This is a genomic window from Pseudoalteromonas luteoviolacea NCIMB 1944, from assembly GCF_001625565.1.
Taxonomy (GTDB): domain Bacteria; phylum Pseudomonadota; class Gammaproteobacteria; order Enterobacterales; family Alteromonadaceae; genus Pseudoalteromonas; species Pseudoalteromonas luteoviolacea_F.
The window spans coordinates 104243-129052 of the sequence record NZ_AUXS01000036.1 but is presented as its reverse complement, the minus strand read 5'-3'; the positions used below and the strand labels follow the sequence as shown (position 1 = coordinate 129052).

Here is a 24810-nt window from a genome sequence, read left to right as displayed (position 1 = left end):
GTACGCTTGCGAATTAGCCAATGGTATAATATTTAATCTAGTTAGAATACTTATTATACATTTTTGCATAATTCTTAGAAAAATTGACTTTTCACCCCATTTATAAGTTACAATGATCTGAATTTGCTTAACATTAGTATCACAACATAACAATCAGAATGTTGTTATTTCATAGGAGATAAATAGATGGCAGATAAGAAAGCCACAGTCCATATTGATGGGCACGATCCAATCGAACTACCGATCCACTCTGGTACAGCAGGCCAAGACGTTATCGACGTTCGTACTTTAGGTGCCCACGGCTTCTTCACATACGACCCTGGTTTCATGTCGACTGGCTCTTGTGAATCATCTATTACTTACATCGATGGTGCTAAAGGTGTACTTCTTCACCGCGGCTACCCGATCGAACAACTTGCAGAAAACTCAAACTACATTGAGCTTTGCTACTTACTATTAAACGGTGAACTACCAAACGCAGAGCAGCTAGAAACCTTCTCTGACGAGATCACTCGCAACACAATGATGCACGAGAAGATTGCTGCATTCTTCCAAGGCTTCCGTGTTGATTCACACCCTATGGCAATGCTGTGTGGTGTAGTGGGTGCGCTTTCATCTTTCTATCACGACGATTTGGATATTTCAGACTCAGAGCAGCGTATGCGCTGTGCGACTAAGTTAGTTGCAAAACTGCCAACTATTGCAGCTATGGCGTACAAATACAACGTAGGCCAGCCGTTTGTTTACCCTCGTAACGACCTTAGCTACGCAGAAAACTTCCTACATATGATGTTCTCTGTACCAGCTGAAGAATACAAAGTTAGCCCTGTATTAGCTAAAGCAATGGATCGTATTTTCATGCTTCACGCTGACCACGAGCAAAATGCATCTACGTCAACTGTGCGTCTTGCTGGTTCTTCAGGCGCAAATCCATATGCATGTATTGCAGCTGGTATTGCTTCACTATGGGGCCCGGCACACGGTGGTGCAAACGAAGCATGTCTAACAATGCTTGAAGAAATTGGTTCTGTTGACCGTATCGACGAATACGTAGCAAAAGCAAAAGACAAGAACGATCCGTTCCGTCTAATGGGCTTTGGTCACCGTGTTTACAAGAACTTTGATCCGCGTGCTACAGTAATGCGCCAAACGTGTCATGAAGTACTGAAAGAGCTAAATATTCAAGATCCACTGCTAGACGTTGCAATGAAACTTGAGCAAATTGCTCTTGAAGACCCGTACTTCATCGAGAAGAAGCTTTACCCGAACGTAGACTTCTACTCAGGTATCATTCTTAAAGCGATTGGTATTCCAACAAGCATGTTCACAGTTATCTTTGCAATGTCTCGTACTGTTGGTTGGATTTCTCACTGGAACGAAATGCTTTCTCAAGCTGGTCACAAAATTGGTCGCCCTCGTCAGCTATATACTGGCTACACAGCGCGCGATTACAAAGGCCAAGGTGAGCGTTAATCGCTCATGATTATTGAAAAAAAGAGGCTAAACGGCCTCTTTTTTATTTGTAATACTGTATTATTTTCACACTCTTCGCAAAAACGTACAAAATAGTGTACGGAAAAAATATCTCTCAGCATCCGTAAAAAAATAAATAATTTTAAAATATTTCGAAGTTTTCTGTCATTTCTACATCAATATCTTCTCTTGTCACCGATTCAACCTTTGCCATTGTCGGCCCCTTTTCCAGCCAAGATGCTAGTTCTGAAATTTTTTCAATATGCCCTATCGCAATCACTTCAACACTTCTATCCGGTAAATTTTTTGCGTAGCCAACTAGCCCTAACGCGGACGCTTTTATCTTTGTGTGGTACCTAAACCCGACTCCTTGCACTACGCCCATCACTATAAACCTGCTTGAATGCATAATATTTATCTCTTAATGTTTTAGGATTAAGCATAGGTTTGATGTGAAGATTGTTGAAGAAAAATCACGATAAGAATTTTTACTCTGAGCCCATTTCATCAAGATGCTAGGCTCAAAATAAAAAACGCCCGATAAAACCGGCTGTTTTATCGGGCGTTTGAGAGGTTTAAGCTATTTAAAACTTATAAGCGAACTTTAAGTAAGCCTGACGCCCCAATATACTGTGTGTTTTATTGTCTACCCCCATAGACTCAGAAGGTGCAAATGGTGCTTCTTCATTCGTCAGGTTAGCAGCACCAACAGTCACTGTTAACTGCTCATAACCAATATACGTAACGCTGGTATCTATCGTTGTCCAAGAATCTATCTCAAACTTATTACCATCGCTATCAGCCAAGTCATTGTAAGAGTTGATGTAATTGACACTAAAGTTTGCTACCCAGTCATCAAGAGCCCAATCTACACGCGCATTCCAACGCAGATCAGGATGTTGGTATTCACCATTTTCATCTTCAATAACTGATACCGAATTACCATTTTCATCTGTTCGAATAAGCTCTTCGTCAAAGTTCAAGACATAAGTTACGTTATAGCCAAACTTAAATTCGCCCATGTCCTTTGTCGGCAATCGGTATTCCAAATCGATATCAACACCATCCGTTTTTCTGCCACCGATGTTGACGAACGTATCATTGATCAGTCGAATACGCCCAGGCGTGCCACCAGTGCTCGCTTCACGCACAACTAATTTAGGATCATCACCACAACAGTCGACAATATCTTGAGCACCTATTTTTTTAATTAGGTTGTCCTGATCGTAATTCCAGTAATCAATACCGACACTAAAGTCATCTGTAGCTTGCCAAACAATACCTAAGTTATAGTTGGTAGACTCTTCTGGCTGTAAGTTTTTGTTACCAGCCACTTCAGCCGTGTACTCAAACGGTTCACAATCCAATGGATCCTTCGTAATTTTACAGCGCTCTCGGTCAATCACACTTGGTGATTCATCGGTTCTACCTAAATGGAGCTGTACCAGTGAAGGTGCTCTAAATGCGGTGCCCCAAGAACCTCGCACTACTATTTCTTCTATTGGCGTCCAACGGAAAGCAACTTTTGGATCAGTTGTGTTACCAAAATCACTATAATCTTCATAACGTAGTGCCAACTGTAGTTCCAAATTTTCAGTGGCTGGCACGATAAATTCGGCAAATAAAGCTGTATTGTCTCTATCTCCATTTGCCTGCGTTGCTTCAGTACCAAATATTTCGCCATTCAAGTACTGACTGTCAGGGTTATCTTCGATTTTTTCATAGCGATGCTCTAGACCAAATGCTGCGGCCACATACCCGTCACCAAGTTCGAATAATTCACCTGAGACTGTCGCATCAAACGACTGCATTGTTGATGCACCATAACGCGTCGTGGTTGTTTCAATTCTATCTAATGTAGCTTGAGAGTTTTGGCTCGGCTCAAACGGGTTCCAGTTGCCGTTGTCTATTTCAGCTTGTGCTCTTAATTTATTAGGAAAACCATCAAAGCCTTTTTCAACCGCACTTGAACGGATGGCTGAGTAAGCAAATTCCCACTCCCACTCTTTAAACTCACCTCGCATTCCCATAACAGCGCGGTAATACTCCGAATCCACGTCCTTTTTACGATTACCAATATCTACTGTACGTCGTCGCATAGATATATCTACGCCATGTAAGAAGTGATCAGGCTGATCTGCCAATGGATGATTTGGGTTGTCCCCTGCCATGTTCAATTCAGTAAAACTTGGACTCGCCGCACCTTGAATAAACGTGGAAGTATGTTGAGCTGAAAACTCAGCAAACCCTTCCACACCATCCATGATCTCTTGAACACCATTGTAGTTAAAGCTGATCCGTTCAGTAGACGGAATAAGGGTCATGTGAGGGGCGTAATCATAACGACAAATATCACCAATTATCATGTTTTCAGGGCATTTATCATTGCCCCACACATCGGCAAAAATTGTCTGTCTTACTTTCGTTCCGTCATCTTCGACTCGTGTGACAGGAAGCGCTTCCCACTGCGCATCAGTGACTTGGCTTCGTACAACTTCGATGCTGCCTGGAATACCCGATGAACTCAGTGCATTATTACCACCGCGAAATCTCTGATCTGCCGTAGATGCATAATCTCTATCAGCATAAAACACATCGCCACGCTTAAAATAATCTAGTGAAAAGTTGTGATGCCCTTTATCTGTAGAGCTGCCCCATAGCAACGTGAAGTTTTCTTCTTCTGCTCCACCATCAGCTGTATCAGATATTTTTCCGGCAATTTCAAAACCATCAATATCGTCACGTAAAATAATATTAATAACACCTGCAACAGCATCTGAACCATAGGTTGCTGACGCACCATCTTTTAGTACGTCAATGCGTTTTACTGACGAGACAGGTATTGTGTTTAAATCAACGAAAGACGTTTCAATATCTTTGGCAAAAGGGCTAACCGCGACTCTTCGACCATTGATTAAAACCAACGTTGAAGACGCGCCTAAGCCTCTCAATGCAACACTTGAACCGCCATTTGCAGTGTCATCACTTGAATTACCTTGTGTACTAAACGTACCTGCACCAGCCACTGGTAATTTTTGTAAAGCGCCTATTAGATCTGTTGAGCCCGTTGCAGCCAAATCTCCTGCGGAGATTGTTTGAATTGGCGAAGGCCCTTCTAAATCAGAACGTTTGATATGAGATCCTGTGATCTCAATACGTTCTACTTCATTGTCGTTTGCAAAACTTGGGCTTGCCCCCCCAAGTAAAGCAATACCTACTGCAGATGCAATTAGCGTAATCCCCTTTCTCATTATCTTTATTCTCCGTAGTGTATTAAAAACATCTTTTTAACCTTTATAACACATAGAAAAAACAATAAAAATACATTTTAGAGCTGTTTAATTTACAAAATGTAAACGAATTGGCAGGGTGAAATCGGGAGCTTAAATTGAAGTTTAGAAATAGAAATCAAAAAGCCCAGCAAGTTTGCTGGGCTTAATCTAAGTATTTTGTCTTTAATACTTACAGTGCAGTTTTGTTTATTTGCTGAACAAACTGCTTAACTGGTAAATCGTTACATTTAAGACTTCTAGCTTGACCACGGTATACTTTTAAGCTGTCTAAGCCCTCTTTAGCCGCCTTCATGCATAATTCAGTTGCTACTGAAGTATTTTTTGCAACTAATTTTGATTTGCTAGCTTGTTTTTCTGTTTGAACTTCATTGTGAGCTTTTGCAAATGTACGAATATCTTCACCATTACATCTTACAGTTTCAGAAAAGCGAGAAATAAATACACCATGTCGTGCACCTTCTTTACGAGCTGCGCTTAGACCCTGATTTGCCGCTACTTCACACACTTTAGAAATTGTTGAAGCGTCATCAGCTTTAAAACTGTGTGCTTCAGATGCAAAAACTGTCGTTGATGTTAGAGAAATAAGAGCTGCAACAGTGAAAGACTTAAACATAATTTACCTCAAATGAACGAATTGCTGCGCATTATATAACCAGATTTAACTCTGTAAATGATAAAATTAAACTTTCCTGAACATTTAATGATCAATTAACATATTCATAATCGTTCAGCTTTAACTCTTTAAATAGATCGCAAACTTTAACAATCTAGAGATGTGAAACAGTAAACTTTTCACCTATCTGGGCAGCAAAAGTGATACACTCGCTTTTATTTATTGACGAATCTTATTTATGAAAATAATCTCTTTCAATATCAATGGCCTCAGAGCTAGACTCCACCAGCTACAAGCTTTAATAGACAAACACCAGCCAGATGTAATCGGCTTGCAGGAAATCAAAGTACACGATGAAGCATTCCCTATCGATGATGTCGAAGCGATGGGCTATCACGTCTACTTTCATGGCCAAAAGGCCCATTACGGTGTCGCGCTTATGTCAAAAAAGCCAGCTAAATCTATTCAAAAAGGATTTGCGACGGATACAGAAGAAGCACAAAAACGTATGATCACTGGTGTATTTGAAAGCGATAATGGCCAGGAAGTGACTGTGATGAATGGCTACTTCCCTCAGGGAGATAACATCAGTCATGAAACAAAGTTCCCGTACAAACGCCAATTTTATAAAGATTTAATGACCCACCTCAATACGAATGAATCTCCAGACGCTAACCTTATTGTTATGGGTGATATAAATATTTCCCCGACAGACGAAGATATTGGCATTGGCGAACCCAATATGAAGCGTTGGTTGAAAACTGGTAAATGTTCTTTCCAACCTGAAGAGCGCGAATGGTTAAAAACGCTTATGGATTGGGGTTTAAAAGATACTTTCCGAGAGCTTACTCCTGACGCACAAGATAAATATTCGTGGTTTGACTATCGCTCTAAAGGCTTTAACGATAACCGTGGTTTACGTATAGATGTGGTACTCGCAACTAATAGCCTGATGGCATCTTGTACCGAAAGCGATATCGACTATGAGCTCAGAGGTATTGAAAAGCCGTCAGACCATGCTCCAATTTGGGCCACTTTTGACGTTTAAGCATATGAGGTGGTTAACCTAGTACATATAATAGGTAACAGTTAATGACAACAGCGCTGTTTTGTTTGCTCGCATTTGCAATCAGTTTTGATAAAACGCAATTTTTTACATTGCTCAAAACTCCGCAGAGACAAACAGGCGTTTTATGTTGTGCACTTGTTATGGCTATTTTATGGCAAGTAAAAGCAGGAATTTTACCGTTTTTAGATATCCATATTTTAGCGATAACCGCTGTTACCTTAGTGTTAGGGTGGCGGCTTTCGTTACTCAGTACATTGCTCGCTTCACTGCTTTATTACGCATTTGCAGAAAACTCAATTGAATTTTTCTCTTTCTGGCTTTTAACGGGTATTGTTCCTGTTTATATAAGCTATGCGTTATTTGCTATTTGTTACCACTACTTACCTAGACACTTTTTTATTTATATTTTTGTTTGTGCTTTCATTTGCGCTGGCCTTGTCGCAGCGAGTAAAATAGTGCTGACAAGCCTCTACTATTGGTCTTTAGGCCAATATGACTGGCAGACACTTCAATATAATTATTTGTTTTACTCGGTGATCATGTGGTTTCCAGAAGCCATGTTAAATGGTATGGCAATCACATTGATGATCACCTATCGGCCCCATTGGGTCAGAACTTTTTACGATCAGGAATACTTAGATAGATGACATTAGATTATCGCTGCCCCATTTGCTCAGAGCAATTAAATCAAGCAGGCAACACACTGAGCTGCAAAAATCGTCATCAATTCGACTTTGCAAAAGAAGGCTATATAAACCTTCTTCCAGTGCAATTTAAACGCTCTAAACACCCAGGAGATAATTTAGACATGGTGCAGGCAAGGCGCGCATTCTTCGCGACTAACCACTATGCTTTTTTACAACAATCCCTTGCCGAGTTGATCGCTAAAAAGTCACCCAAAATGGTTGTAGACTTAGGGTGTGGAGAAGGCTTTTACACCCAAGCTGTGGCAGCTGCACTTCCTGATTCAGCCTCTGTATATGGATTGGATATCAGTAAACCCGCTGTAAAATATGCCTCAAAGCGCTATAGCAAACCACACTTTAGCGTTGCATCAAGCAAAGATGCCCCTTTCAAAGAGGCCGAAACAGATATCGTTTTGAGTATTTTCGCCCCAGTTTTTTCCCATGAGTCAAAAAGATTATTACAACAAGATGGGACGCTAATTGTCGTAGGACCGGGACCCAAACACCTCTTTGAACTGAAGCAAAAAATATATGAAGATGTGCGTTTACACGACGCACCTCCCTGCCCCGAAGGTTTTGAAGTGATTGAGCAAACGTTGGTGGAAGAAAGTCAAGAGGTAGCAGTAGATGTTGCGGAAAACTTAATAAAGATGACGCCATTTGCATGGAAGTTTAAAGCTTCTCATTTTGAACAATTAGCTCAAAATCCCACACACCAAATTACATTTTCTTTTTTGATTACTCAGTATAAAAAGCAAATGTCTTGATGTCGGAAGTTGGATCGTTTATTAGCTAATTAGCGGTCCAAACACTGATAGCTGTAGTTGATGTTGCTTTTGTCACATCCAGAGAAGAATACTTTCAATTGCACCAAAGACCTACATACTGCATTTAAACTTAATTGTAATTCCAATGACTAAGCGCATTTTGTGTAAACGTTAAACTCTGCATAAGAGGCTTGGGCGACTATAAAGGGAATATAAATCCCAGTATGATAGCCACAACTACCTCTTCATAGGCGCAACAGAATTGACATAAATGAATAATCTAACCTATGTCGACAAGTAAAGTGATAAAGTGTTTGGCGCCTTGGTTCACCTCTTTACTTGCTATGTCAAAGGCTGTACCAATAAAGAGCTTTCCAGCTCAAGGAGAAGTGTTTTTCTGCGTATATGTTGCCACTAGGCATGAAACGCTTTTTGGCGTTTATTTTGTCTACGCACACCTTTTCAGATGTGCGCAATCAAAACTACAAGTTTTCTTTAGTAAATGCTTTATCCATTTTTTCAAACATATCACTGAGTAGTTTTGCTAACTCTCTGTATGTGGGTTTTCGGGTGCATATATTCCCTTGGTAACCATTTGCGACCATTTTTTGATATAAATCTCTATACCATGAAGATAACGCGGGATTTAATGAAGTATCACATCGCTTCCCTAACCACAACAAACCTTGCACAGGTAATGTTAAAAAGAATAAAGCGATTGCAATTGACTGAGGTAGATAGTCCATTCCTAGTTGACTGGTTTGAAAAAACACAGTGAATAACGCAAGTATAGGCATGGTTTGTAATGCCAACTCTGTTGCCTTTATCACCCTAAATTCAGGAAATAGAGGAGCAAGTTCCTTACGCATTGGCCACTCTTTGGCATATTGTCGGCCCAGTTGCACTTGTGAAATAAGACTTTTCTGCATCATAACTCCTAGGTGCTAACTTTTCTCAAAAAAATAAGGTAAAATTACGGTCATACATGTCAATTATACCTTAGTATTAAGTGTAATGCTGATTGAACTTCACCATTTAGCTTAATACGCAACTACTCTTATTGTCAAAACGGAAAGTCATTATGTCATCGTCGCATGTTTTGGTCCTCAATTGTGGCAGTTCTAGCCTCAAATTTGCAATCATAGACTCAAGCTCTGCAAAAGAGCATTTATCCGGGTTAGCGGAACGTTTAGGTGAAGCCTCACCTCAAATCAAATACAAAGTTAATGGCGAAAAGCACATTATCTCTTTGTCTAATGGAGACGCACATGAAGTCGCCATTAATAAGCTGGTCGACTTAGTTAAATCACTCAGACTTGACCAGCAACTTGTCGCTGTAGGACACCGCGTCGTTCACGGCGGTGAGCACTTTACCAAATCGGCTTTAATCACCGACACAGTCCTTGAAGCTATCAAACAAACTGCAAACCTTGCACCATTACACAACCCAGCCAACTTACTGGGTATAGAAGCTGCAAGCGCAGCGTTTTCCAAACTACCCCAGATAGCAGTATTTGACACCGCTTTTCACCAAACTATGGAACCAACAGCGTTCCTGTATGCGCTACCTTATGCATTGTATGAAAAACACGGCATCAGACGCTACGGCTTTCATGGCACCAGCCACTATTTCGTATCGGCACAAGCTATCAAACAATTAGGCTTAAATGAGAAACCATCTAGAATTGTTACTGCACACCTTGGCAATGGCTGCTCAGTCTGTGCTGTTAAGGATGGTAAATCAGTAGACACCAGTATGGGCTTAACGCCTCTTGAAGGGCTTGTAATGGGCACTCGAAGTGGTGATATTGACCCTGGTTTATTCGCGTACTTGGTCAATCAACTAAACTATACAGCAAAGCAAATAGACACTTTATTAAATAAAGAAAGCGGCTTACTCGGTCTCAGTGAGTTATCTAACGACTGCCGTACAATTGAAGAAAGTGCAGCACAAGGCCACGAAAAAGCTCAACTAGCGCTAGATATATTCTGTTTCAGACTAGCAAAGCAAATCGCGAGTTTTGCGGTACCATTAGGTGGCATTGATGCACTTGTGTTTACTGGTGGGATAGGCGAAAACTCAGACGTAATTCGTGCAAGTGTTTTAAAACAGCTTAGCTTCCTCGGCTTTAAACTAAATAACGAGCAAAACTTAGCTGCTCGCTTCGGTAATGAAGGGGTAATCACTGATGGTGTGTCAGCACCAACCGCCCTTGTAATTCCAACCAATGAAGAGCTTGTTATCGCGCAAGATGCAGCCATGCTTGCTGGGGAGCAATAACTATGGGTCGTAGGATCATGCTTATCCCAATCTCAACTGGGGTTGGTTTAACATCTGTTTCTGTCGGGTTAGTCCGCGCACTAGAGCAAAAGGCGGTTAAAGTTAATTTTTTCAAACCAATTGCTCAACCTCGTAATGCCGATGTAGGCCCTGAAAAGTCGACGTTAATTATCAAACAAGGATCATCAATTGCCCCCCCCACTCCATTTGAGTTGCACTATGCAGAGCAAATGATCGGTGACGGTAAAGGCGATGACTTATTGGAAGAAATTGTTGAGCGCTTTGAAAGCAGTGTACAAGACGACGAAGTAGCCATCATAGAAGGTATGGTACCTACACGGAAACAACCCTACGCGGGCCGAGTAAACCGTGAGATAGCACAAACATTGGGCGCAGATATCGTATTTGTATTAACGCCGGGAAATGACACAAATGATCAGCTTGAAGATCGCCTAGAAATTGCCTCAGGCAACTATGGCGGAATTGACCATGCACGTGTTTTAGGATGTATTTTTAACAAAGTTAATGCTCCTCTTGATGAAGATGGCCGGGCGAGAGCAGATTTGGTCGATCAGCACGAGCCTGATCAACTCGAAAACGAGATGAATCGTTTAGCCTCACTGCCAATCTTCCGCAAGCACCCGTTTATGTTACTAGGCGCTATTCCCTGGGATTTTGATTTAGTAGCGCCTCGAGTGAGAGATTTAAGCGAATATCTACAGGCAGAAGTGATAAACTCAGGTGATATGGCACATAGACGACTGCGCCGAGTGACATTCTGTGCGCGAACCGTATCAAATATTCTGAATCACTTCACACCAGGCGCGTTGCTCGTTACACCTGGCGACCGTTCAGATATATTGGTTGCAGCCTGTTTATCAGCAATGAACGGCACAAAGCTTGGCGCCATACTGTTAACTGGTGGCTTTAAACCTGAGCCTCGTATAATGGAGCTTTGTGAGCAAGCTATGAACACGGGATTACCGATCCTTGCGACCGAAGCGGATACATGGCGCACGTCATTACTTTTACATAATTTCAATATGGAAGTGCCTGCAGATGACGAGCAACGTATCGATAAAGTAAAACAGCACAATGCCGATCATATTGATCCAGACTGGCTTGATAGCCTTTCACAGGGGATCGCTCGTACTCGCAAACTATCTCCACCAGCATTCAGGTTTATGTTGACCGATCAAGCTCGCCAAGCCAACAAAACAATTGTGTTACCTGAAGGCAATGAACCTCGCACCATCAAAGCGGCTGCAATTTGTGGAGAGCGAGGAATCGCCAAAACAGTCTTACTTGGTGATCATGACGAAATTCAACGTATTGCTGCGCAGCAAGGTGTGATTTTGAATGAAAACGTCACGATACTCGACCCACAGAAAGCGATTGACAACTATATTGCGCCAATGGTTGAACTTCGTAAGAATAAAGGGCTTACCGAAGTAGTCGCTGCTGAGCAACTGCAAGACAACGTGGTTTTAGGCACCATGATGTTAGCTGAAGATGAGGTTGACGGCCTAGTATCCGGTGCAGTCAATACAACTGCAAACACCATACGTCCTCCGTTGCAGCTTATCAAAACTGCACCTGACTCATCGTTAGTGAGCTCAGTGTTCTTCATGCTATTACCGGATCAAGTGCTAGTTTATGGTGACTGCGCCATTAACCCAGATCCCACGGCAGAGCAACTTGCTGATATTGCAATTCAGTCGGCAGATTCTGCGGCGGCATTTGGCATCGAACCAAAAGTGGCAATGATTAGCTATAGTACTGGTACTTCTGGCCAAGGTGCCGATGTTGACAAAGTGCGTGAAGCGACCAAATTGGCTCAACAAAAACGTCCAGATCTTGATATTGACGGACCTCTTCAATACGATGCCGCCATTATGGAAAATGTTGCTCGCAAGAAAGCGCCAAACAGCAAAGTTGCGGGCAAGGCAACTGTATTCGTGTTCCCTGATTTGAACACTGGTAATACCACCTATAAAGCTGTGCAGCGAAGTGCTGACTTGATCAGTATAGGCCCAATGCTTCAAGGTATGCGAAAGCCTGTCAACGACTTGAGCCGAGGAGCTCTCGTTGATGACATCGTATACACAATTGCATTAACAGCTATCCAAGCAGCCCAGCGCCCGTAATAGGCCTTTCTTAAGGGTATCAAGGGAGTAGAAACTTCTACTCCCTAAATAAAAAGGGTTTCTTTTCACTTTACTTGCCTATACTATGAATGAGTCGATGCAGTTAGAGCGCAAGTATGTCAAAACAAACGCTACAAGTACTACAACAAGACTTTACGATTCACAGCCTAGATAGTGATGCAGGCATCCCTACTAATGTGCTTAAATCAGACATATTCTTCATTGCCAAAACAAGTGAAGAGCTTTCAATTGTGTGCCCATCCGACATCGATATCGAAAGTTTTGCAGCTGAGCCTTATTGGCGCGCGATTGAAATTATTGGCCCTTTGGGCTTTTCTCTTACTGGCATTATGTCAAACATATCCGGTGTATTGGCCAGTGCAAATGTTTCTATTTTTTCCATATCAACTTACGATACGGACTATATTCTGGTTAAAGAACAACAGCTCAATAACGCAATTCAAGCCCTCAGAAAAGACGGTTACCTTTTTGTTTAATGATTTTTTCTAAACCAATTAACTATGCACCAATTACGCAAATAGCAAACCCACTGCTACACATTGCAAGCCCTTTTACTGGCAAAGTATTTCCATTAACACAGCATCCACTCTCACTATTTTCATCAGGAATGGTTGGCAGCGGCGTGTGCGTTAAAATGAATCAAGCACTTATGATATCCCCTTGCAATGGAAACATTGTAAAAGTCAGCCAGCAAGGATGTGAATTTGTGATCCGCGCAGACTCTGGATTACATTTGCTTCTGCATTTAAATATTCCAAGCGAATATCAGAAGATGGAAAACTTACTAAAACACAGTATTGGTAAAAAGCACATTAAGTCTGGGGACATTCTCTGTTATTACGATATACCCCAAGACTTGTTTATTACCGGTACCTTAGTAATTCTAAATGCAGATAAGTTGGGGCCATGTTATTATCCTTTGAATCAGGTCAATGCGGGCAAAGACCCGCTCATAACATTATCAAGAGCTAGTAAATTATGAGTATAGTTTTATACGGCATTCCAAATTGTGACACCATCAAAAAAGCCAAAAAGTTTCTCCAAGACAACAACGTTGAATTCACTTTTCACGACTACCGAAAAGATGGCTTGACCCCCGAGTTATTAGACAGCTTTGTTGAGCAACTGGGTTGGGAAGCAGTGTTAAACAAACGTGGTACTACATATCGCGCGCTGAGTGACGAACAAAAACAGAATTTAAATGAAACATCGGCGAAACAGTATATGCTAGAATCTCCAGCGATGATTAAGCGCCCTATTTTACAGCGTAATACTGAACTACATGTTGGCTTTAAAGCAGCACAGTATCAAGAGATATTTAAATGAGCCAACAACCTCTAAGTGATGTTATAGAACTCGCTTCAGCGCTGATCCAGCGTCCTTCCGTCACCCCTGAAGATGCAGGTTGCCAAAACCTGATCAACAGCCGCCTTGAAAAACTAGGTTTCAACATTGAAGAGCACTTTTTCATTGATACGCTCAACACTTGGGCGCGAAAGGGAACGGAAGGTCCACACTTTTGTTTTGCTGGTCACACTGATGTTGTACCGGTAGGTAACGAAAAAGATTGGCGACACCCTCCTTTTGCTGGGCTGGTCGAGAATGGGATTTTGCATGGTCGAGGAGCGGCCGATATGAAAGGCTCACTTGCCGCCATGGTAGTAGCAACCGAGCGTTTTGTGGCAAAACACCCTAACCACAAAGGGTCAATTAGTTTCTTAATTACCTCTGATGAAGAAGGCCCCTTTATCAATGGCACAACAAAAGTGGTGGATCTGCTTGAAGCACGTAATGAAAAAATAGATATGTGTTTAGTTGGCGAGCCATCTTCAAGAGATACGCTTGGTGACGTTGTAAAGAATGGTAGGCGTGGTTCGTTAACCGGTCACTTAACAGTGAAAGGCATTCAAGGTCATGTTGCCTACCCCCACTTAGCAAAGAACCCAATTCATGATGTTGCACCTGCTTTGGCCGAACTAAGCGGCAAAGTATGGGATACTGGCAACGCATACTTCCCTGCAACCAGCTTTCAGATTTCTAATATTCACGGTGGAACTGGCGCAGGCAATGTGATTCCAGGCACAGTCGAGGTTCAATTTAACTTTAGATTTAGCACAGAGTTGAGCGTCGAGGACCTACAAAAAGGCGTCAATGATATACTCAAAGCACACCAGCTAGACTACGAACTCAACTGGACAGTTAATGGCCTGCCGTTTTTAACTGAGCCAGGAGAATTACTCAATGTCACGCTCGATGCAATTAAAGAAGTCACAGGCATCACCGCCAATGCCGAAACAACTGGCGGAACCTCTGATGGACGATTTATTGCACAAACAGGCTGCAAAGTAATTGAACTTGGCCCAATTAATAAAACTATCCATCAAGTAGATGAACACGTGTGTACCAAGTCACTCGATGACTTAGCACTCATTTATGAGTCCATACTGGAAAAGTTATTGGCAAACCCCAAATGAACATTGCGCAGAGACAAGCACTCGGGCTAGATCAAACACACCTAGTAGATTATCAAGGGCGACTTGTACATGCGCAAGTAGTTGAGAGCTTAAACGCTCTAAACAACGCAGCCAAATCAGCTGGTTTTGATTTTACCATTGCTTCGTCTTATCGAGACTTTCATCGCCAAAGCATGATTTGGAACGCTAAATTTAGTGGGAAACGTCCAGTCCTTGACCGAAATAGCGACACCGTCGACATTTCAGCCTTAAGCGATGCAAAAATTGTCGAAGCGATTATGCTCTTTTCTGCACTTCCAGGAACCAGTCGTCATCACTTTGGCAGTGATTTAGATGTTTACGCTAGCAACTACCTGCAGCCGGGGCAGTCTCTGCAGCTGGAACCGTGGGAATATCAAATTGACGGCCCGTTTTATGACTTTGCGTGTTGGCTTGACAGCTCTCTACAGCAATTTGGGTTTTTCAGACCTTATGACAAATTTAGAGGTGGTGTCGCTGAGGAGCCTTGGCATATCAGTCACATTGAGACATCTAAAGCCATGATGGATCACGTCTCACTGAGCACAATTTATGAAGCTCTAGAAACACACGATGTGTTAGGGAAAGCAGCAATACTAGAAAACTTGCCAACACTGTATAGTCGGTTTGTAACTAACATTGCTGAGCATTAAGCAAGGCCCTTTTTAAGGGCCTGTTTTAAGTCTACTGACGATAATGATCGAAAAAGCGTTGCATAGATTGCAAGGCGGGTTCTAATTCATCTTTATGCGGTAAAAAAACTAACCTGAAATGATCTGGCGATGGCCAGTTAAATGCACGGCCATGAACTAACAATATTTTTTCTTCTCGCAATAAATCTAACACCATGAGTTCATCATTTTTAACGTTAAAATGCTTAGTGTCGAATTTGGCAAACGCATACAAGGCCCCTTTTGGCTTTACACAGGATATTCCCTGAATATCATTCAAACCTTGCCATGCGATATTACGTTGTTCGTACAATCTTCCACCCGGCAACAATAGATCATCGATAGACTGTACACCACCAAGCGCCTGCTGAATGGCAAACTGAGCAGGGACATTGGCACAGAGCCGCATTGAGGCGAGCATATTTAAACCTTCAAGCAAATCTGTCATGGCCGAGATTTTCCCGCTCGCAACCATCCACCCCATTCTTAACCCAGCCGCACGATATGTTTTGGCTAAGCCATTAAAAGTTATAATTGGCAGATCGTCGCATAGCGACCCCACTGAGAAATGCTCGACACCATCAAATAGAATTTTTTCGTAAATCTCATCACTTAACACAAGTAACTTATGCTCTCTGGCAACATCCAATAATTGTTCCAAAAGGGCTTTACTATAAACCGCTCCAGTTGGGTTATTTGGATTTATTAAAACCAATGCTTTTGTTTTACTTGTGATTTTTTCTCGAATATCAGCGATATCTGGGAACCAATCAGCACATTCATCACACATATAATGCACAGGTACGCCACCGGATAGTTTTACTGATGCCGTCCAAAGTGGATAATCTGGAGCGGGGATCAATACTTCATCGCCATCATTAAGCAATGCCTGCGTGACCATTTGGATAAGCTCACTGACGCCATTGCCGATAAACGTATTGTCGACACTGATATTTGGGAAACCTTTTTGCTGATAATACTGGTAAACTGCAACTCTGGCTGAATACAGGCCCTTTGAATCACAATAGCCCTGCCCTTGACGTAAATTTCGAATGATGTCTCTATGCATATCTTCAGGCATATCAAAACCAAATGCGGCGGGATTCCCAACATTTAATTTGAGTACTTTGACACCTTCATCTTCCATTTTTTGAGCTTGAGACAATACAGGCCCTCGAATGTCGTAACACACCCCATTTAATTTATTGCTTTTACTTATTTTATGCATAATTTCTCCCTCATTTCAGGAGTAGCATAACCAGAGATTGGACAATTGGAAAGGGTCAAATGTTGTATAATTTACTGACAAACAGACGGCTACGAAAACTCGGCTGTATTGAGTTACAATACAGCCTCTTGCAAGGGGAAAAAAGGCGTTATCTACCCAAATTTTTATACACTTGAAGTTAACCAGTGTTGCAGTAGCGCTTTTGATGACACCACTTCATCACACAACACACTTACCTGTGACTTTGCATGTTCAGTATTATTTTCTATCAGCGCCATTTCTATACTACGGGCAACATCCGCTAAACTCATCGCCCCAAATTGCGCTGCATTTGATTTTAAACTGTGAGCATTTCTGGTCGCTGCTTCCAAGTCATTATCAATAGTGGCTTTTACATCGTTAGCCAATCTATCAAATTCACTTAGACAAAACTCCAAAGTATCGTTGAACTGCTCCCCCAACAAAGACTGCATGTTTTCCAAGCAAGTTTCATCAATTCTAGTGTCCATAAAAGTCCTTTATTGTCTATTACCCGCCACTTTGCCATAACTATATGCTAGTTAAGAGTCGCAACAAGAGCAAAGCCAACTATAAATTATGTTAAGATATAGCACACTGTAACCTGTTAAAAGCCTTTATGAAAAGAAGTACCTGTAATATTTGCCACTTTTCTATAAAAACATGTGTTTGCAACTATGTTTGTCCAAAACTGCAAAATAGAACCAAAATTATCGTTTTACAGCACCCAAGCGAAGTATCCGTGGCGAAAAATACAGTTCGATTACTCAAATTACAACTCGCAAATATTGAGGTTTTTCAAGGAGAGTCTCCTGAGGACTTTATTACGGCACAACAGATTGCCCGTACCAGCAACTGTGCACTTTTATACCCAGACCAAAATGCAGAAACCGTAGAAACAATTAACAGGCATCAAAAGACGATTGAGTATCTTTTTGTATTAGATGGCACTTGGAAAAAAACACATAAAATCGCCATGCTCAACCCTTGGTTAACGCGTTTAAAAAAGATTTCTTTTTCATCAATCCCTGAGAACAAATACACCATTAGAAAAGCAGAACAATTACATAGCCTATCGACTTTGGAAGCGTGCGCTTATTTTTTAAGTCACTATGAATCATTGCCTGTTGGTTCCTTATATGATCTGCTTGCAGGCATGATCCATGAGCAGACAAAGTTTATGCCTGACGACGTAAAACAGCGATATCTGAATGAATAACAGCAGACTTCATAGACGCTATAAACGAAACGGTCCAGATTATCGCTACGGAGATCAAGTCTGTTTTGATGAATTAAAATCAACCTTTGGATTTAAAACCATCGTGCTTGGCAATTGGGTCAGTAAAGAAGAACAGCATATTGCCGCAAACCTACTTTATGATTCGCTTGCTGATCTGGCTCAAATATTATCGTTGCCGCCAAAAGCTATTGGCCTTCGTGGAACACTTAACTTGGCTTTTGGCAGCGGCGGACAAAAGGGTGTACAAGCTCATTACGCTCCATCCAAACGAACTTTGGCACTGGCCAAAAATGCTGGTGGCGGAGCACTTGCTCACGAGTGGTGGCATGCCTTTGATCACTACATCTGTAAACATTTTTTTGAGCATTGCACAGCTAGTGATTTTGCGTCGGCAAAGTGGCTAACATCCACCCCAAATACTTCTCACCCGCTCAATCAGTTACTCAATGATATATACAAGCGTGTTCTGCTTAACAGTGAGGGTAACAAGCCCAGTGCATTTTTCACTCGCGGTATAGCTTTAGATCAACAAGCACAGCAGCTGTATTACAGCCTGCCTCAGGAGCTAACTGCACGTGCCTTTGAGTGTGTTATTGCTCAGCATTTCGAATTTCAAAACGAGTTTCTCGTTTCAGATGTGATTAATTCAAAATTAGAAGTAGCTGGCGGCTTTCTTATTGGTGACGAAATTAACTTAATCTCTGCGGCAATAAAAGATTACTTTAGCGCACTAGGCCACGCCCTTCACAGCGCCGCGCCTTAGATTTTTGGCCTTGCCTATTTCGTGTCTTTTAGTGTTAATAAAATACCACATTGCGCTAAACTTCTTTTAATATATTATGTCACCCCCAATCTATGGGCTAGCTTATCCCATCGATACTTTGTGATTTATTAGTAAAAAGAAGGATTTAAACAGTGAGTTTTTTAAGGCAATTCCATGACATCGTATCAAAACAAAATTTAAGCACCGATGAGAAAATACAGGCCCTTCTAAAATTTGGCTTAGAGGTTTTCGACCTTGAAATCGCAATCGTAAGCGAGGTACTAGATTCACAATATACCATTTTATATGTTGAATCAGAGAACCCGGAACTCACCCCTCACTGCCAATTTGACCTTACCGGAACCTATTGTGTACATACACTCAATGCAGACAAAGCACTGTCTTTTCACCACGCTGGAAGCAGTGAAATCTCTACACACCCTTGCTATCAAGACTTCCAACTAGAATCCTATATTGGCGCACCGATTCGAGTTGCCAATCGTATATTTGGCACGATTAATTTTTCCGCGGCTAAAATCAGCCCACCTTTCACAACAGAGCATATTGATTATGTGGAGCTATTTGCTCAATGGTTGGGATTTGAACTGGCGCGAAGAGAGTCAGAAAGCAAGCTAAGAAGTAATTACAAAACGTTAGAAAAAATGGAGCAAGTCGCTTCAATTGGTAGTTGGCGAATAGACCTCCCTTCACAGCAAGTATTTTGGAGCAACGAAACTAAACGGATCCATAATTTAAACCTAGACGACAACCCTACACTGTCCCAATGGATGCGTTTTTTCAGTGAAGGCACACACAGAGATACATTTTCGAAGGCAATATCTGATGCAATCAACTATGGCCAATCTTGGGTCCTCGAATTAAGAGCAACTACAAAGCAAAATAGGACTATTTGGGTTTCTTGCCACGGTGAGGCTGAATTCCATCATGGTGAATGCACTAGCTTAATTGGCTCTTTACAGGATATCACCTCAGACGTGGAACTAAGAGAGAAGCTAAAACTGCAAAAACTTGAAGCTGAGCGCCTATTGAGTGAACGCAGTTTATTATTAGCCAAAATTAGCCACGAAATGAGAACCCCACTGAACGGCATTAATGGACTACTGTTAAATGCCATGGACGAAAACAATTACACAAAAAAAACCGAGGACATTCAGCTAGCGCTTCGTAGCACCGCGATTTTGACCGGCTTAGTCAATGAGATTTTAGACTTTTCAAAGATATCTCAAGAAGGGCTATCCCTCGTTTGCCAGCCTTGCGATATCGTGCCACTCATAGATGACCAAGTCGAATTATCTAAACAACTAGTCAGTAAAAAAGACGTTCAATTTGTGCATGAGATAAGCCTTTCTCAATCTTGTTGGGTAAATTGTGATTCGACCCGATTAAACCAAATAATCACGAATTTGATCAGCAACGCCGTAAAATTCACCGACAGCGGAGCTGTAGAACTAAACGTACACAGTGAAGAGTCTACTTCTTGTCTGTATTTAACCATTGAAGTCCGTGATACAGGCATAGGGATGTCTTCTACAAGTATCAGTAACTTATTTGAACCTTTTAAACAGGGAGAGAATGAAGTCGGCAGCCACTTTGGAGGCACTGGTCTTGGGATGTCGATTGTAAAAGAATTAATTGAGTTAATGCAGGGCGAGATCAAAGTTACCAGTAGCTTAGGTGAAGGGAGTCACTTCTTTGTAAATTTACCTCTTCAAAAAGCAAAAATGCCACCGCCCAAAAAAACACTCACCCATGCCCAATTCGATGCATCCAAGCTACGTGTACTCTTGGTAGAAGACAACCTCATCAATCAAAAAGTGATGACGTCATTTTTAAAGAAATTCAATATAGAGCCTGACATTGCTAGCAATGGCCAAATAGCAATTCATAATTGTGAACAAGTATGTTACGACATCATATTTATGGATAGTATCATGCCTGTCATGGATGGACTTACTGCAGCAAAAACCATCGCCAAGAGAAACCTTAAAGCCGAACACACGCATATTATCGCGATGACGGCTAATATTGACGAGCTAAGTAAACAGCACCTAGTAGAAGTTGGTATGGTAGATATGCTGCCCAAACCGATCGATTTTATGGCCTTGGCACGCATTCTGTCTAACTGTTTAGAGCAACTTTCTTTGAGTCACAATGAATATACAAAGCTATAAGTTACAAAGTGATTAAGATGTTAGATAATGTATAACATCTTCAACATCGATCATTCTTTGCAACCAAGCTTTGTACTCTTCAAACGGCAGCGGCCTTGAAATAAAATAACCTTGGCCTATTTCACATTGGTATGATTGAAGCTGCCTGTAGCTTCCCTCGCTTTCTATTCCCTCAGCAACAACCACAGAGCCCAAACTATGTGCCATATCACAGGTAGCCTTACAGATAGTTTGATTGGTCTTTGAACTCTCAAGGTCTAGGACAAAACGTTTATCTATTTTTAGTTTATCAAACCCCAGTTGGCTGAGATAAGCCAAAGATGAGTACCCTGTTCCAAAGTCGTCAATAGCCACTCTCAGTCCAATTTTTCGATAATCAGCTAAGGTGTCATACAGCGTTCTCTCATTGTCTACTGTCGCTGACTCAGTAACTTCTAACACAATTTGAATGGGAGACAGAGCATATTGATTAATCAGTTCAATCAATTGAACAGCAAGCTCTTTTCGGCCAACATCTTTGCCAGAAATATTCAGTGAAAGAGTGTGTGATGCAAGCAGCTTAACAAGTTCGGCCTGTTGCTTGAGCCCCGTTTCGACAACCCACTCTGTTAATTCAAACACAATCCCTGAAGACTCCGCAATCGGAATAAATTCACTCGGAGGCACAACTCCTAGTTCTGGGTGGTGCCACCTAAGCAATGCCTCCGCACCGTAGACTTTGCCAGAATCTAAATGCAATTGAGGTTGAAGGTACAAACTTAGCTGCTCACGTTCGATAGCAACTTTTAACGCCGATGCGATTTTAATGCGACGTTGAGATACAATCGAGTTACCAAAATCGAAAAGCTGCCATTTATTCGTCCCAGCTGGTTTGGCGGCAAGAGCTTGCATCGCACATTGGATCAATGAATCTGCACTGGCAGCGTGAATCGGATTACTTGCCACCCCTATTTCCAGTTGGTCGACCAGTAAGTCTCCACAAAAATCAATTCCGTCTTCGAAGCTGGCTGATAAAATACAAACAAATTGCTCCACTTGACTCAGCTCAAATTTACCAAGTAAAACAATCGCAAAAAGAGAATCATCCAATCGATATATGGCTGTGTGCGAGTTTGTTTGCTCAGCAGTAACAGCATTGCCATAGGTGTTTAATTGCTCGCTTACTTTACTTAATAGCTTTTTAAGATGTGTATTAGCAAAGCTCCACCCCATGTTCAATCGAATAGTCTGCAAAACCAGTGGCCTAAATAACAGCAAAGTATGCTCTTTTCCTTTTTTTTCGAGTGAGTCCAAACTTTGCTGCAACATATAGCGGTTAGGTGCTCCTGTATCTTTATCATGCGTCGCATAAAACAAAAGCTGCTTTTTTTTGTTTTTGTCATGCCAATATAAATAAAAAGCCAGCAATACAATATGTGAGGTAATAAGAAAGTGGTTTACGATCGGGTCATCTATCGGTAAGTAGATCCCAAACTGATTAACAAATATATACGCTTTTAATGCAAAAATCGGTAGCCAAGTCAGAACCAGCGCCATAACCTCATCTCTGTGCTCTACCAATTGACTTTTCAGTACGACAAAATATAACAAGCAGCAAATTAGGCTACCGAGCAGATGAAACACTAAAGAGTGCTGCGCATTAAGTGGCGCCACTAGCACAGCCAATGCAGCAATAAGCCAAACCGAAATATTCACCAAGCGAATATATCTGGGTTCGGCCCGTTTCAATACCATAAAGTAATGTAAAAATAACACTGCAAAAATTAAAGACAGCAAGTATATTTGGCTTTGGTAAATTGCAAAATAGCTGGCAACCTCACTGGGGAAAACTAAGTTATTGGCACCACTATAAACACCAGTATGAACGCTGATGCAGACAAAATAGGCGGTTAATACCGCCAACCCTTTTCTCAACTGAAACAGCGCCATTAAAGCTACGAAAAAAGCGAGAAAATAGTGAATACCGCTGCTGACACCTATGATAAATAATCGCGAATTCAACGCTTTTCTATATTCACTCTCAGACAACACATCTAGTGAAAGCAGGCCACCATATTTGGCTTTAACCTTTATATAAACGTCATATTGCGCCTGACCATCTGACAGCGCCATAGAAGGTAAAATATGTAGATTGGGAGCAAGGTGAGCAACTTCAGGGGAAACCAATTTATACGCAACAATTTTACCACTTGAAACCTGATACAGCTTCACAGTACCCTCAATTGTGCTCATAATCGCAACTAGATCTTTTGAATAACGCTTGCCGCTAACTTTGACCCAAAGAGTTTCTCCTTTGACGAATTTAGCTTCACCACCTATAGGTATGAAGCTAGCGCTGCGATCTATGACAGTATCAACCGACAGTTCATTTGACGTATCGGTAAACTGCGCAATGACATATTCTTGAGATGCAAAGGCACTCTGTCCACTCACGAGCAGAAACAAAAAGAACACGATGTGTTTCATATACAACCACATACCCACCTCCTTGAGTAAGTGATTTAGACTTTCGGCTTAATTGGATTATTACAATTATGCCCATCAAACTATGAAAAAATAAGCCGCCCCAAAACCACATAGGTAAGTATGATGACTACGCAAACAATTGCCAGTTCCTAAACGAAATAAACCCTCAATTCGATGTTTTAGGTGAACCTAATCATCTGAAAAAACGACCTCAACGCCTGCCGCATCAGAAGATTGAAGATTGAGCATGCTACCCAAAAGCTGTGCGCAATAGGTGTAGTGCTCAGCTACTTTCGTATCTTGAGTGATAATATTATGCCCCTTTTCGGACTCTTCACGAATTTGAATATCCAAAGGAATTTCTGCAAGTAATGGAACACCGTGTCGCGCTGCCAGTTCACTTCCGCCATCTTGGCCAAACAACGCATTTTTTCCACCACAATGCTGGCAATTAAAATAACTCATGTTTTCTATTAAGCCGATAATAGGCAGATTCACCTGTGAAAACATCGCTATGCCTTTTTGCGCATCGGCCAAGGCAAGATCTTGCGGCGTTGTAATAATCACTGCGCCACTGGCAGGCAGCTTTTGTGTCATTGTCAATTGAATGTCTCCAGTTCCTGGAGGCATATCCACAATTAGATAATCGAGTTCACCCCAATCAGTTTCATTTAAAAGCTGGTTTAATGCTTGAGATGCCATTGGCCCCCGCCATACTGTGGCATTTTCGGCTGGCACCAAATAACCAATAGACATCGTATTCAAGCCATATTTTTGCATAGGGTTAAGAGTTTTATCATCTTTTGCGGATGGTTGTTGCCCCACCAAGCCTAACAACGACGGTATTGAGGGTCCATAAATGTCGGCATCCAACAATCCTACTTTTGCTCCTTCAGCTTGCATCGCCAACGCAAGATTAACTGCGGTCGTGGATTTACCCACACCGCCTTTTCCAGACGCGATTAGTACAATATGTTTGATCTTTTTAAATTTATACGCAGATGGGATGGCTGTTTCAATCTTAATGCTGGCGTCAATGTTGTTGTCTTTACGCAGGTGCTGTTCCAGTTCAAACTGTTGCGAACGCGCAGCAAAAGGAAGTGTTATTGTGATTTGATAAACTGACTTTTGTTTTTCTATCGATGAAATCCATTCACTTTGAATTCCCATCGGAAAAATGGCGCTACGATAGCCATTTAACATATTCACAATTTCAGTTTGTCTTGGATCTTCTTTACTAAAAAACTTCTTGATGCCAAACATACAAATAAAACGCCATCAGGTGGTGAAAAGAACGCAGGAATTATGTAACATTCGATAAATTAAGACCAGTCAAAATCGCGTTATTAGGGCATAATCCAGTTGGACTAAAAAATTGCGCTCAATTTCA

22 protein-coding genes are annotated in these 24810 nt (G+C 41.6%); 14 read left to right on the top strand and 8 right to left on the bottom strand.

The window, feature by feature from the left end; translation table 11 throughout:
- The first annotated feature begins 186 nt into the window (after positions 1–186).
- The gene (locus N483_RS13615; RefSeq protein WP_023399320.1) at positions 187–1473 is read left to right on the top strand and encodes a citrate synthase; all 1287 of its coding nucleotides are present in this window, start codon (positions 187–189) and stop codon (positions 1471–1473) included.
- A 142-nt stretch (positions 1474–1615) separates the two neighbouring features.
- Here the strand turns inward: N483_RS13615 and yccX are convergent, their stop codons facing one another.
- The 3 genes from yccX to N483_RS13600 form a co-directional block, all read right to left on the bottom strand.
- A complete protein-coding gene (gene yccX / locus N483_RS13610; protein WP_036976128.1) occupies positions 1616–1882 on the bottom strand; it encodes an acylphosphatase in 267 nt (88 codons plus the stop codon).
- 175 nt (positions 1883–2057) lie between these two features.
- On the bottom strand, positions 2058–4724 hold the full coding sequence (locus tag N483_RS13605) for a TonB-dependent receptor plug domain-containing protein (protein WP_023399318.1): 2667 nt from the start codon (positions 4722–4724) through the stop codon (positions 2058–2060).
- Between the two features lie 211 nt (positions 4725–4935).
- Positions 4936–5379, bottom strand: coding sequence for a hypothetical protein (locus N483_RS13600; protein WP_023399317.1), 444 nt, complete (start codon positions 5377–5379; stop codon positions 4936–4938).
- Positions 5380–5617: 238 nt separating this feature from the next.
- On the opposite strand from N483_RS13600, the gene xthA reads away from it, so the two are divergent.
- The 3 genes from xthA to rlmA are packed head-to-tail and all read left to right on the top strand — an operon-like array spanning position 5618 to position 7901.
- Positions 5618–6427, top strand: a complete 810-nt coding sequence (xthA, locus tag N483_RS13595) for an exodeoxyribonuclease III (RefSeq protein WP_023399316.1) — start codon at positions 5618–5620, stop codon at positions 6425–6427.
- A 44-nt stretch (positions 6428–6471) separates the two neighbouring features.
- Positions 6472–7095: an energy-coupling factor ABC transporter permease gene (locus tag N483_RS13590; RefSeq protein WP_023399315.1), complete on the top strand. Its 624-nt coding sequence runs from the start codon at positions 6472–6474 to the stop codon at positions 7093–7095.
- Positions 7092–7901, top strand: coding sequence for a 23S rRNA (guanine(745)-N(1))-methyltransferase (gene rlmA / locus N483_RS13585; RefSeq protein WP_023399314.1), 810 nt, complete (start codon positions 7092–7094; stop codon positions 7899–7901). Before N483_RS13590 ends, rlmA begins: the two co-directional genes overlap by 4 nt.
- A gap of 482 nt (positions 7902–8383) precedes the next feature.
- On the opposite strand, the gene yfbV is transcribed toward rlmA, so the two are convergent.
- The gene (gene yfbV, locus N483_RS13580; protein ID WP_023399313.1) at positions 8384–8830 is read right to left on the bottom strand and encodes a terminus macrodomain insulation protein YfbV; all 447 of its coding nucleotides are present in this window, start codon (positions 8828–8830) and stop codon (positions 8384–8386) included.
- A gap of 152 nt (positions 8831–8982) precedes the next feature.
- On the opposite strand from yfbV, the gene N483_RS13575 reads away from it, so the two are divergent.
- The 7 genes from N483_RS13575 to N483_RS13545 all read left to right on the top strand — a co-directional run bounded on the left by N483_RS13575 (position 8983) and on the right by N483_RS13545 (position 15495).
- The gene (locus N483_RS13575) at positions 8983–10182 is read left to right on the top strand and encodes an acetate kinase (RefSeq protein WP_023399312.1); all 1200 of its coding nucleotides are present in this window, start codon (positions 8983–8985) and stop codon (positions 10180–10182) included.
- Between the two features lie 2 nt (positions 10183–10184).
- Entirely contained in the window at positions 10185–12329 is a 2145-nt protein-coding gene (pta, locus tag N483_RS13570) for a phosphate acetyltransferase (protein WP_023399311.1), read from the top strand.
- 116 nt (positions 12330–12445) lie between these two features.
- The gene (locus N483_RS13565) at positions 12446–12826 is read left to right on the top strand and encodes an ACT domain-containing protein (protein WP_023399310.1); all 381 of its coding nucleotides are present in this window, start codon (positions 12446–12448) and stop codon (positions 12824–12826) included.
- Positions 12826–13332, top strand: a complete 507-nt coding sequence (locus N483_RS13560; RefSeq protein ID WP_023399309.1) for a PTS glucose transporter subunit IIA — start codon at positions 12826–12828, stop codon at positions 13330–13332. Before N483_RS13565 ends, N483_RS13560 begins: the two co-directional genes overlap by 1 nt.
- Positions 13329–13676, top strand: a complete 348-nt coding sequence (locus N483_RS13555) for an ArsC family reductase (protein WP_023399308.1) — start codon at positions 13329–13331, stop codon at positions 13674–13676. Before N483_RS13560 ends, N483_RS13555 begins: the two co-directional genes overlap by 4 nt.
- Positions 13673–14824, top strand: a complete 1152-nt coding sequence (gene dapE, locus N483_RS13550; protein ID WP_023399307.1) for a succinyl-diaminopimelate desuccinylase — start codon at positions 13673–13675, stop codon at positions 14822–14824. Before N483_RS13555 ends, dapE begins: the two co-directional genes overlap by 4 nt.
- The gene (locus N483_RS13545; RefSeq protein ID WP_023399306.1) at positions 14821–15495 is read left to right on the top strand and encodes a M15 family metallopeptidase; all 675 of its coding nucleotides are present in this window, start codon (positions 14821–14823) and stop codon (positions 15493–15495) included. Before dapE ends, N483_RS13545 begins: the two co-directional genes overlap by 4 nt.
- A gap of 31 nt (positions 15496–15526) precedes the next feature.
- Here the strand turns inward: N483_RS13545 and N483_RS13540 are convergent, their stop codons facing one another.
- On the bottom strand, positions 15527–16741 hold the full coding sequence (locus N483_RS13540; RefSeq protein WP_023399305.1) for a pyridoxal phosphate-dependent aminotransferase: 1215 nt from the start codon (positions 16739–16741) through the stop codon (positions 15527–15529).
- 164 nt (positions 16742–16905) lie between these two features.
- Positions 16906–17250 carry an Hpt domain-containing protein gene (locus tag N483_RS13535; RefSeq protein WP_023399304.1) on the bottom strand — a complete coding sequence of 115 codons (345 nt, stop codon included), beginning with the start codon at positions 17248–17250 and terminating at the stop codon, positions 16906–16908.
- 128 nt (positions 17251–17378) lie between these two features.
- On the opposite strand from N483_RS13535, the gene N483_RS13530 reads away from it, so the two are divergent.
- The 3 genes from N483_RS13530 to N483_RS13520 all read left to right on the top strand — a co-directional run bounded on the left by N483_RS13530 (position 17379) and on the right by N483_RS13520 (position 20954).
- Positions 17379–17978, top strand: a complete 600-nt coding sequence (locus N483_RS13530) for a tRNA-uridine aminocarboxypropyltransferase (RefSeq protein ID WP_023399303.1) — start codon at positions 17379–17381, stop codon at positions 17976–17978.
- Complete coding sequence (locus N483_RS13525; protein WP_023399302.1) at positions 17971–18762, top strand: CLCA_X family protein; 792 nt, start codon at positions 17971–17973, stop codon at positions 18760–18762. Before N483_RS13530 ends, N483_RS13525 begins: the two co-directional genes overlap by 8 nt.
- Positions 18763–18914: 152 nt before the next feature.
- Positions 18915–20954, top strand: coding sequence for a hybrid sensor histidine kinase/response regulator (locus tag N483_RS13520; protein WP_023399301.1), 2040 nt, complete (start codon positions 18915–18917; stop codon positions 20952–20954).
- Between the two features lie 12 nt (positions 20955–20966).
- On the opposite strand, the gene N483_RS13515 is transcribed toward N483_RS13520, so the two are convergent.
- Positions 20967–23432 carry a putative bifunctional diguanylate cyclase/phosphodiesterase gene (locus tag N483_RS13515; protein ID WP_023399300.1) on the bottom strand — a complete coding sequence of 822 codons (2466 nt, stop codon included), beginning with the start codon at positions 23430–23432 and terminating at the stop codon, positions 20967–20969.
- A 177-nt stretch (positions 23433–23609) separates the two neighbouring features.
- The gene (apbC, locus tag N483_RS13510; RefSeq protein WP_023399299.1) at positions 23610–24683 is read right to left on the bottom strand and encodes an iron-sulfur cluster carrier protein ApbC; all 1074 of its coding nucleotides are present in this window, start codon (positions 24681–24683) and stop codon (positions 23610–23612) included.
- Between the last annotated feature and the right edge of the window lie 127 nt (positions 24684–24810).

Excerpts from the sequence above, each read along its gene's own strand:
- N483_RS13555 (WP_023399308.1), top strand. The coding sequence starts at position 13,329 with ATGAGTATAGTTTTATACGGCATTCCAAATTGTGACACCATCAAAAAA.
- pta (WP_023399311.1), top strand. The coding sequence starts at position 10,185 with ATGGGTCGTAGGATCATGCTTATCCCAATCTCAACTGGGGTTGGTTTA.
- N483_RS13590 (WP_023399315.1), top strand. The coding sequence starts at position 6,472 with ATGACAACAGCGCTGTTTTGTTTGCTCGCATTTGCAATCAGTTTTGAT.
- N483_RS13600 (WP_023399317.1), bottom strand. The coding sequence starts at position 5,379 with ATGTTTAAGTCTTTCACTGTTGCAGCTCTTATTTCTCTAACATCAACG.
- N483_RS13530 (WP_023399303.1), top strand. The coding sequence starts at position 17,379 with ATGAAAAGAAGTACCTGTAATATTTGCCACTTTTCTATAAAAACATGT.
- dapE (WP_023399307.1), top strand. The coding sequence starts at position 13,673 with ATGAGCCAACAACCTCTAAGTGATGTTATAGAACTCGCTTCAGCGCTG.
- N483_RS13525 (WP_023399302.1), top strand. The coding sequence starts at position 17,971 with ATGAATAACAGCAGACTTCATAGACGCTATAAACGAAACGGTCCAGAT.
- N483_RS13605 (WP_023399318.1), bottom strand. The coding sequence starts at position 4,724 with ATGAGAAAGGGGATTACGCTAATTGCATCTGCAGTAGGTATTGCTTTA.
- N483_RS13565 (WP_023399310.1), top strand. The coding sequence starts at position 12,446 with ATGTCAAAACAAACGCTACAAGTACTACAACAAGACTTTACGATTCAC.
- N483_RS13535 (WP_023399304.1), bottom strand. The coding sequence starts at position 17,250 with ATGGACACTAGAATTGATGAAACTTGCTTGGAAAACATGCAGTCTTTG.
- xthA (WP_023399316.1), top strand. The coding sequence starts at position 5,618 with ATGAAAATAATCTCTTTCAATATCAATGGCCTCAGAGCTAGACTCCAC.
- N483_RS13545 (WP_023399306.1), top strand. The coding sequence starts at position 14,821 with ATGAACATTGCGCAGAGACAAGCACTCGGGCTAGATCAAACACACCTA.
- N483_RS13575 (WP_023399312.1), top strand. The coding sequence starts at position 8,983 with ATGTCATCGTCGCATGTTTTGGTCCTCAATTGTGGCAGTTCTAGCCTC.
- N483_RS13540 (WP_023399305.1), bottom strand. The coding sequence starts at position 16,741 with ATGCATAAAATAAGTAAAAGCAATAAATTAAATGGGGTGTGTTACGAC.
- yfbV (WP_023399313.1), bottom strand. The coding sequence starts at position 8,830 with ATGCAGAAAAGTCTTATTTCACAAGTGCAACTGGGCCGACAATATGCC.
- N483_RS13515 (WP_023399300.1), bottom strand. The coding sequence starts at position 23,432 with ATGTGGTTGTATATGAAACACATCGTGTTCTTTTTGTTTCTGCTCGTG.
- N483_RS13615 (WP_023399320.1), top strand. The coding sequence starts at position 187 with ATGGCAGATAAGAAAGCCACAGTCCATATTGATGGGCACGATCCAATC.
- N483_RS13560 (WP_023399309.1), top strand. The coding sequence starts at position 12,826 with ATGATTTTTTCTAAACCAATTAACTATGCACCAATTACGCAAATAGCA.
- apbC (WP_023399299.1), bottom strand. The coding sequence starts at position 24,683 with ATGTTTGGCATCAAGAAGTTTTTTAGTAAAGAAGATCCAAGACAAACT.
- rlmA (WP_023399314.1), top strand. The coding sequence starts at position 7,092 with ATGACATTAGATTATCGCTGCCCCATTTGCTCAGAGCAATTAAATCAA.
- yccX (WP_036976128.1), bottom strand. The coding sequence starts at position 1,882 with ATGCATTCAAGCAGGTTTATAGTGATGGGCGTAGTGCAAGGAGTCGGG.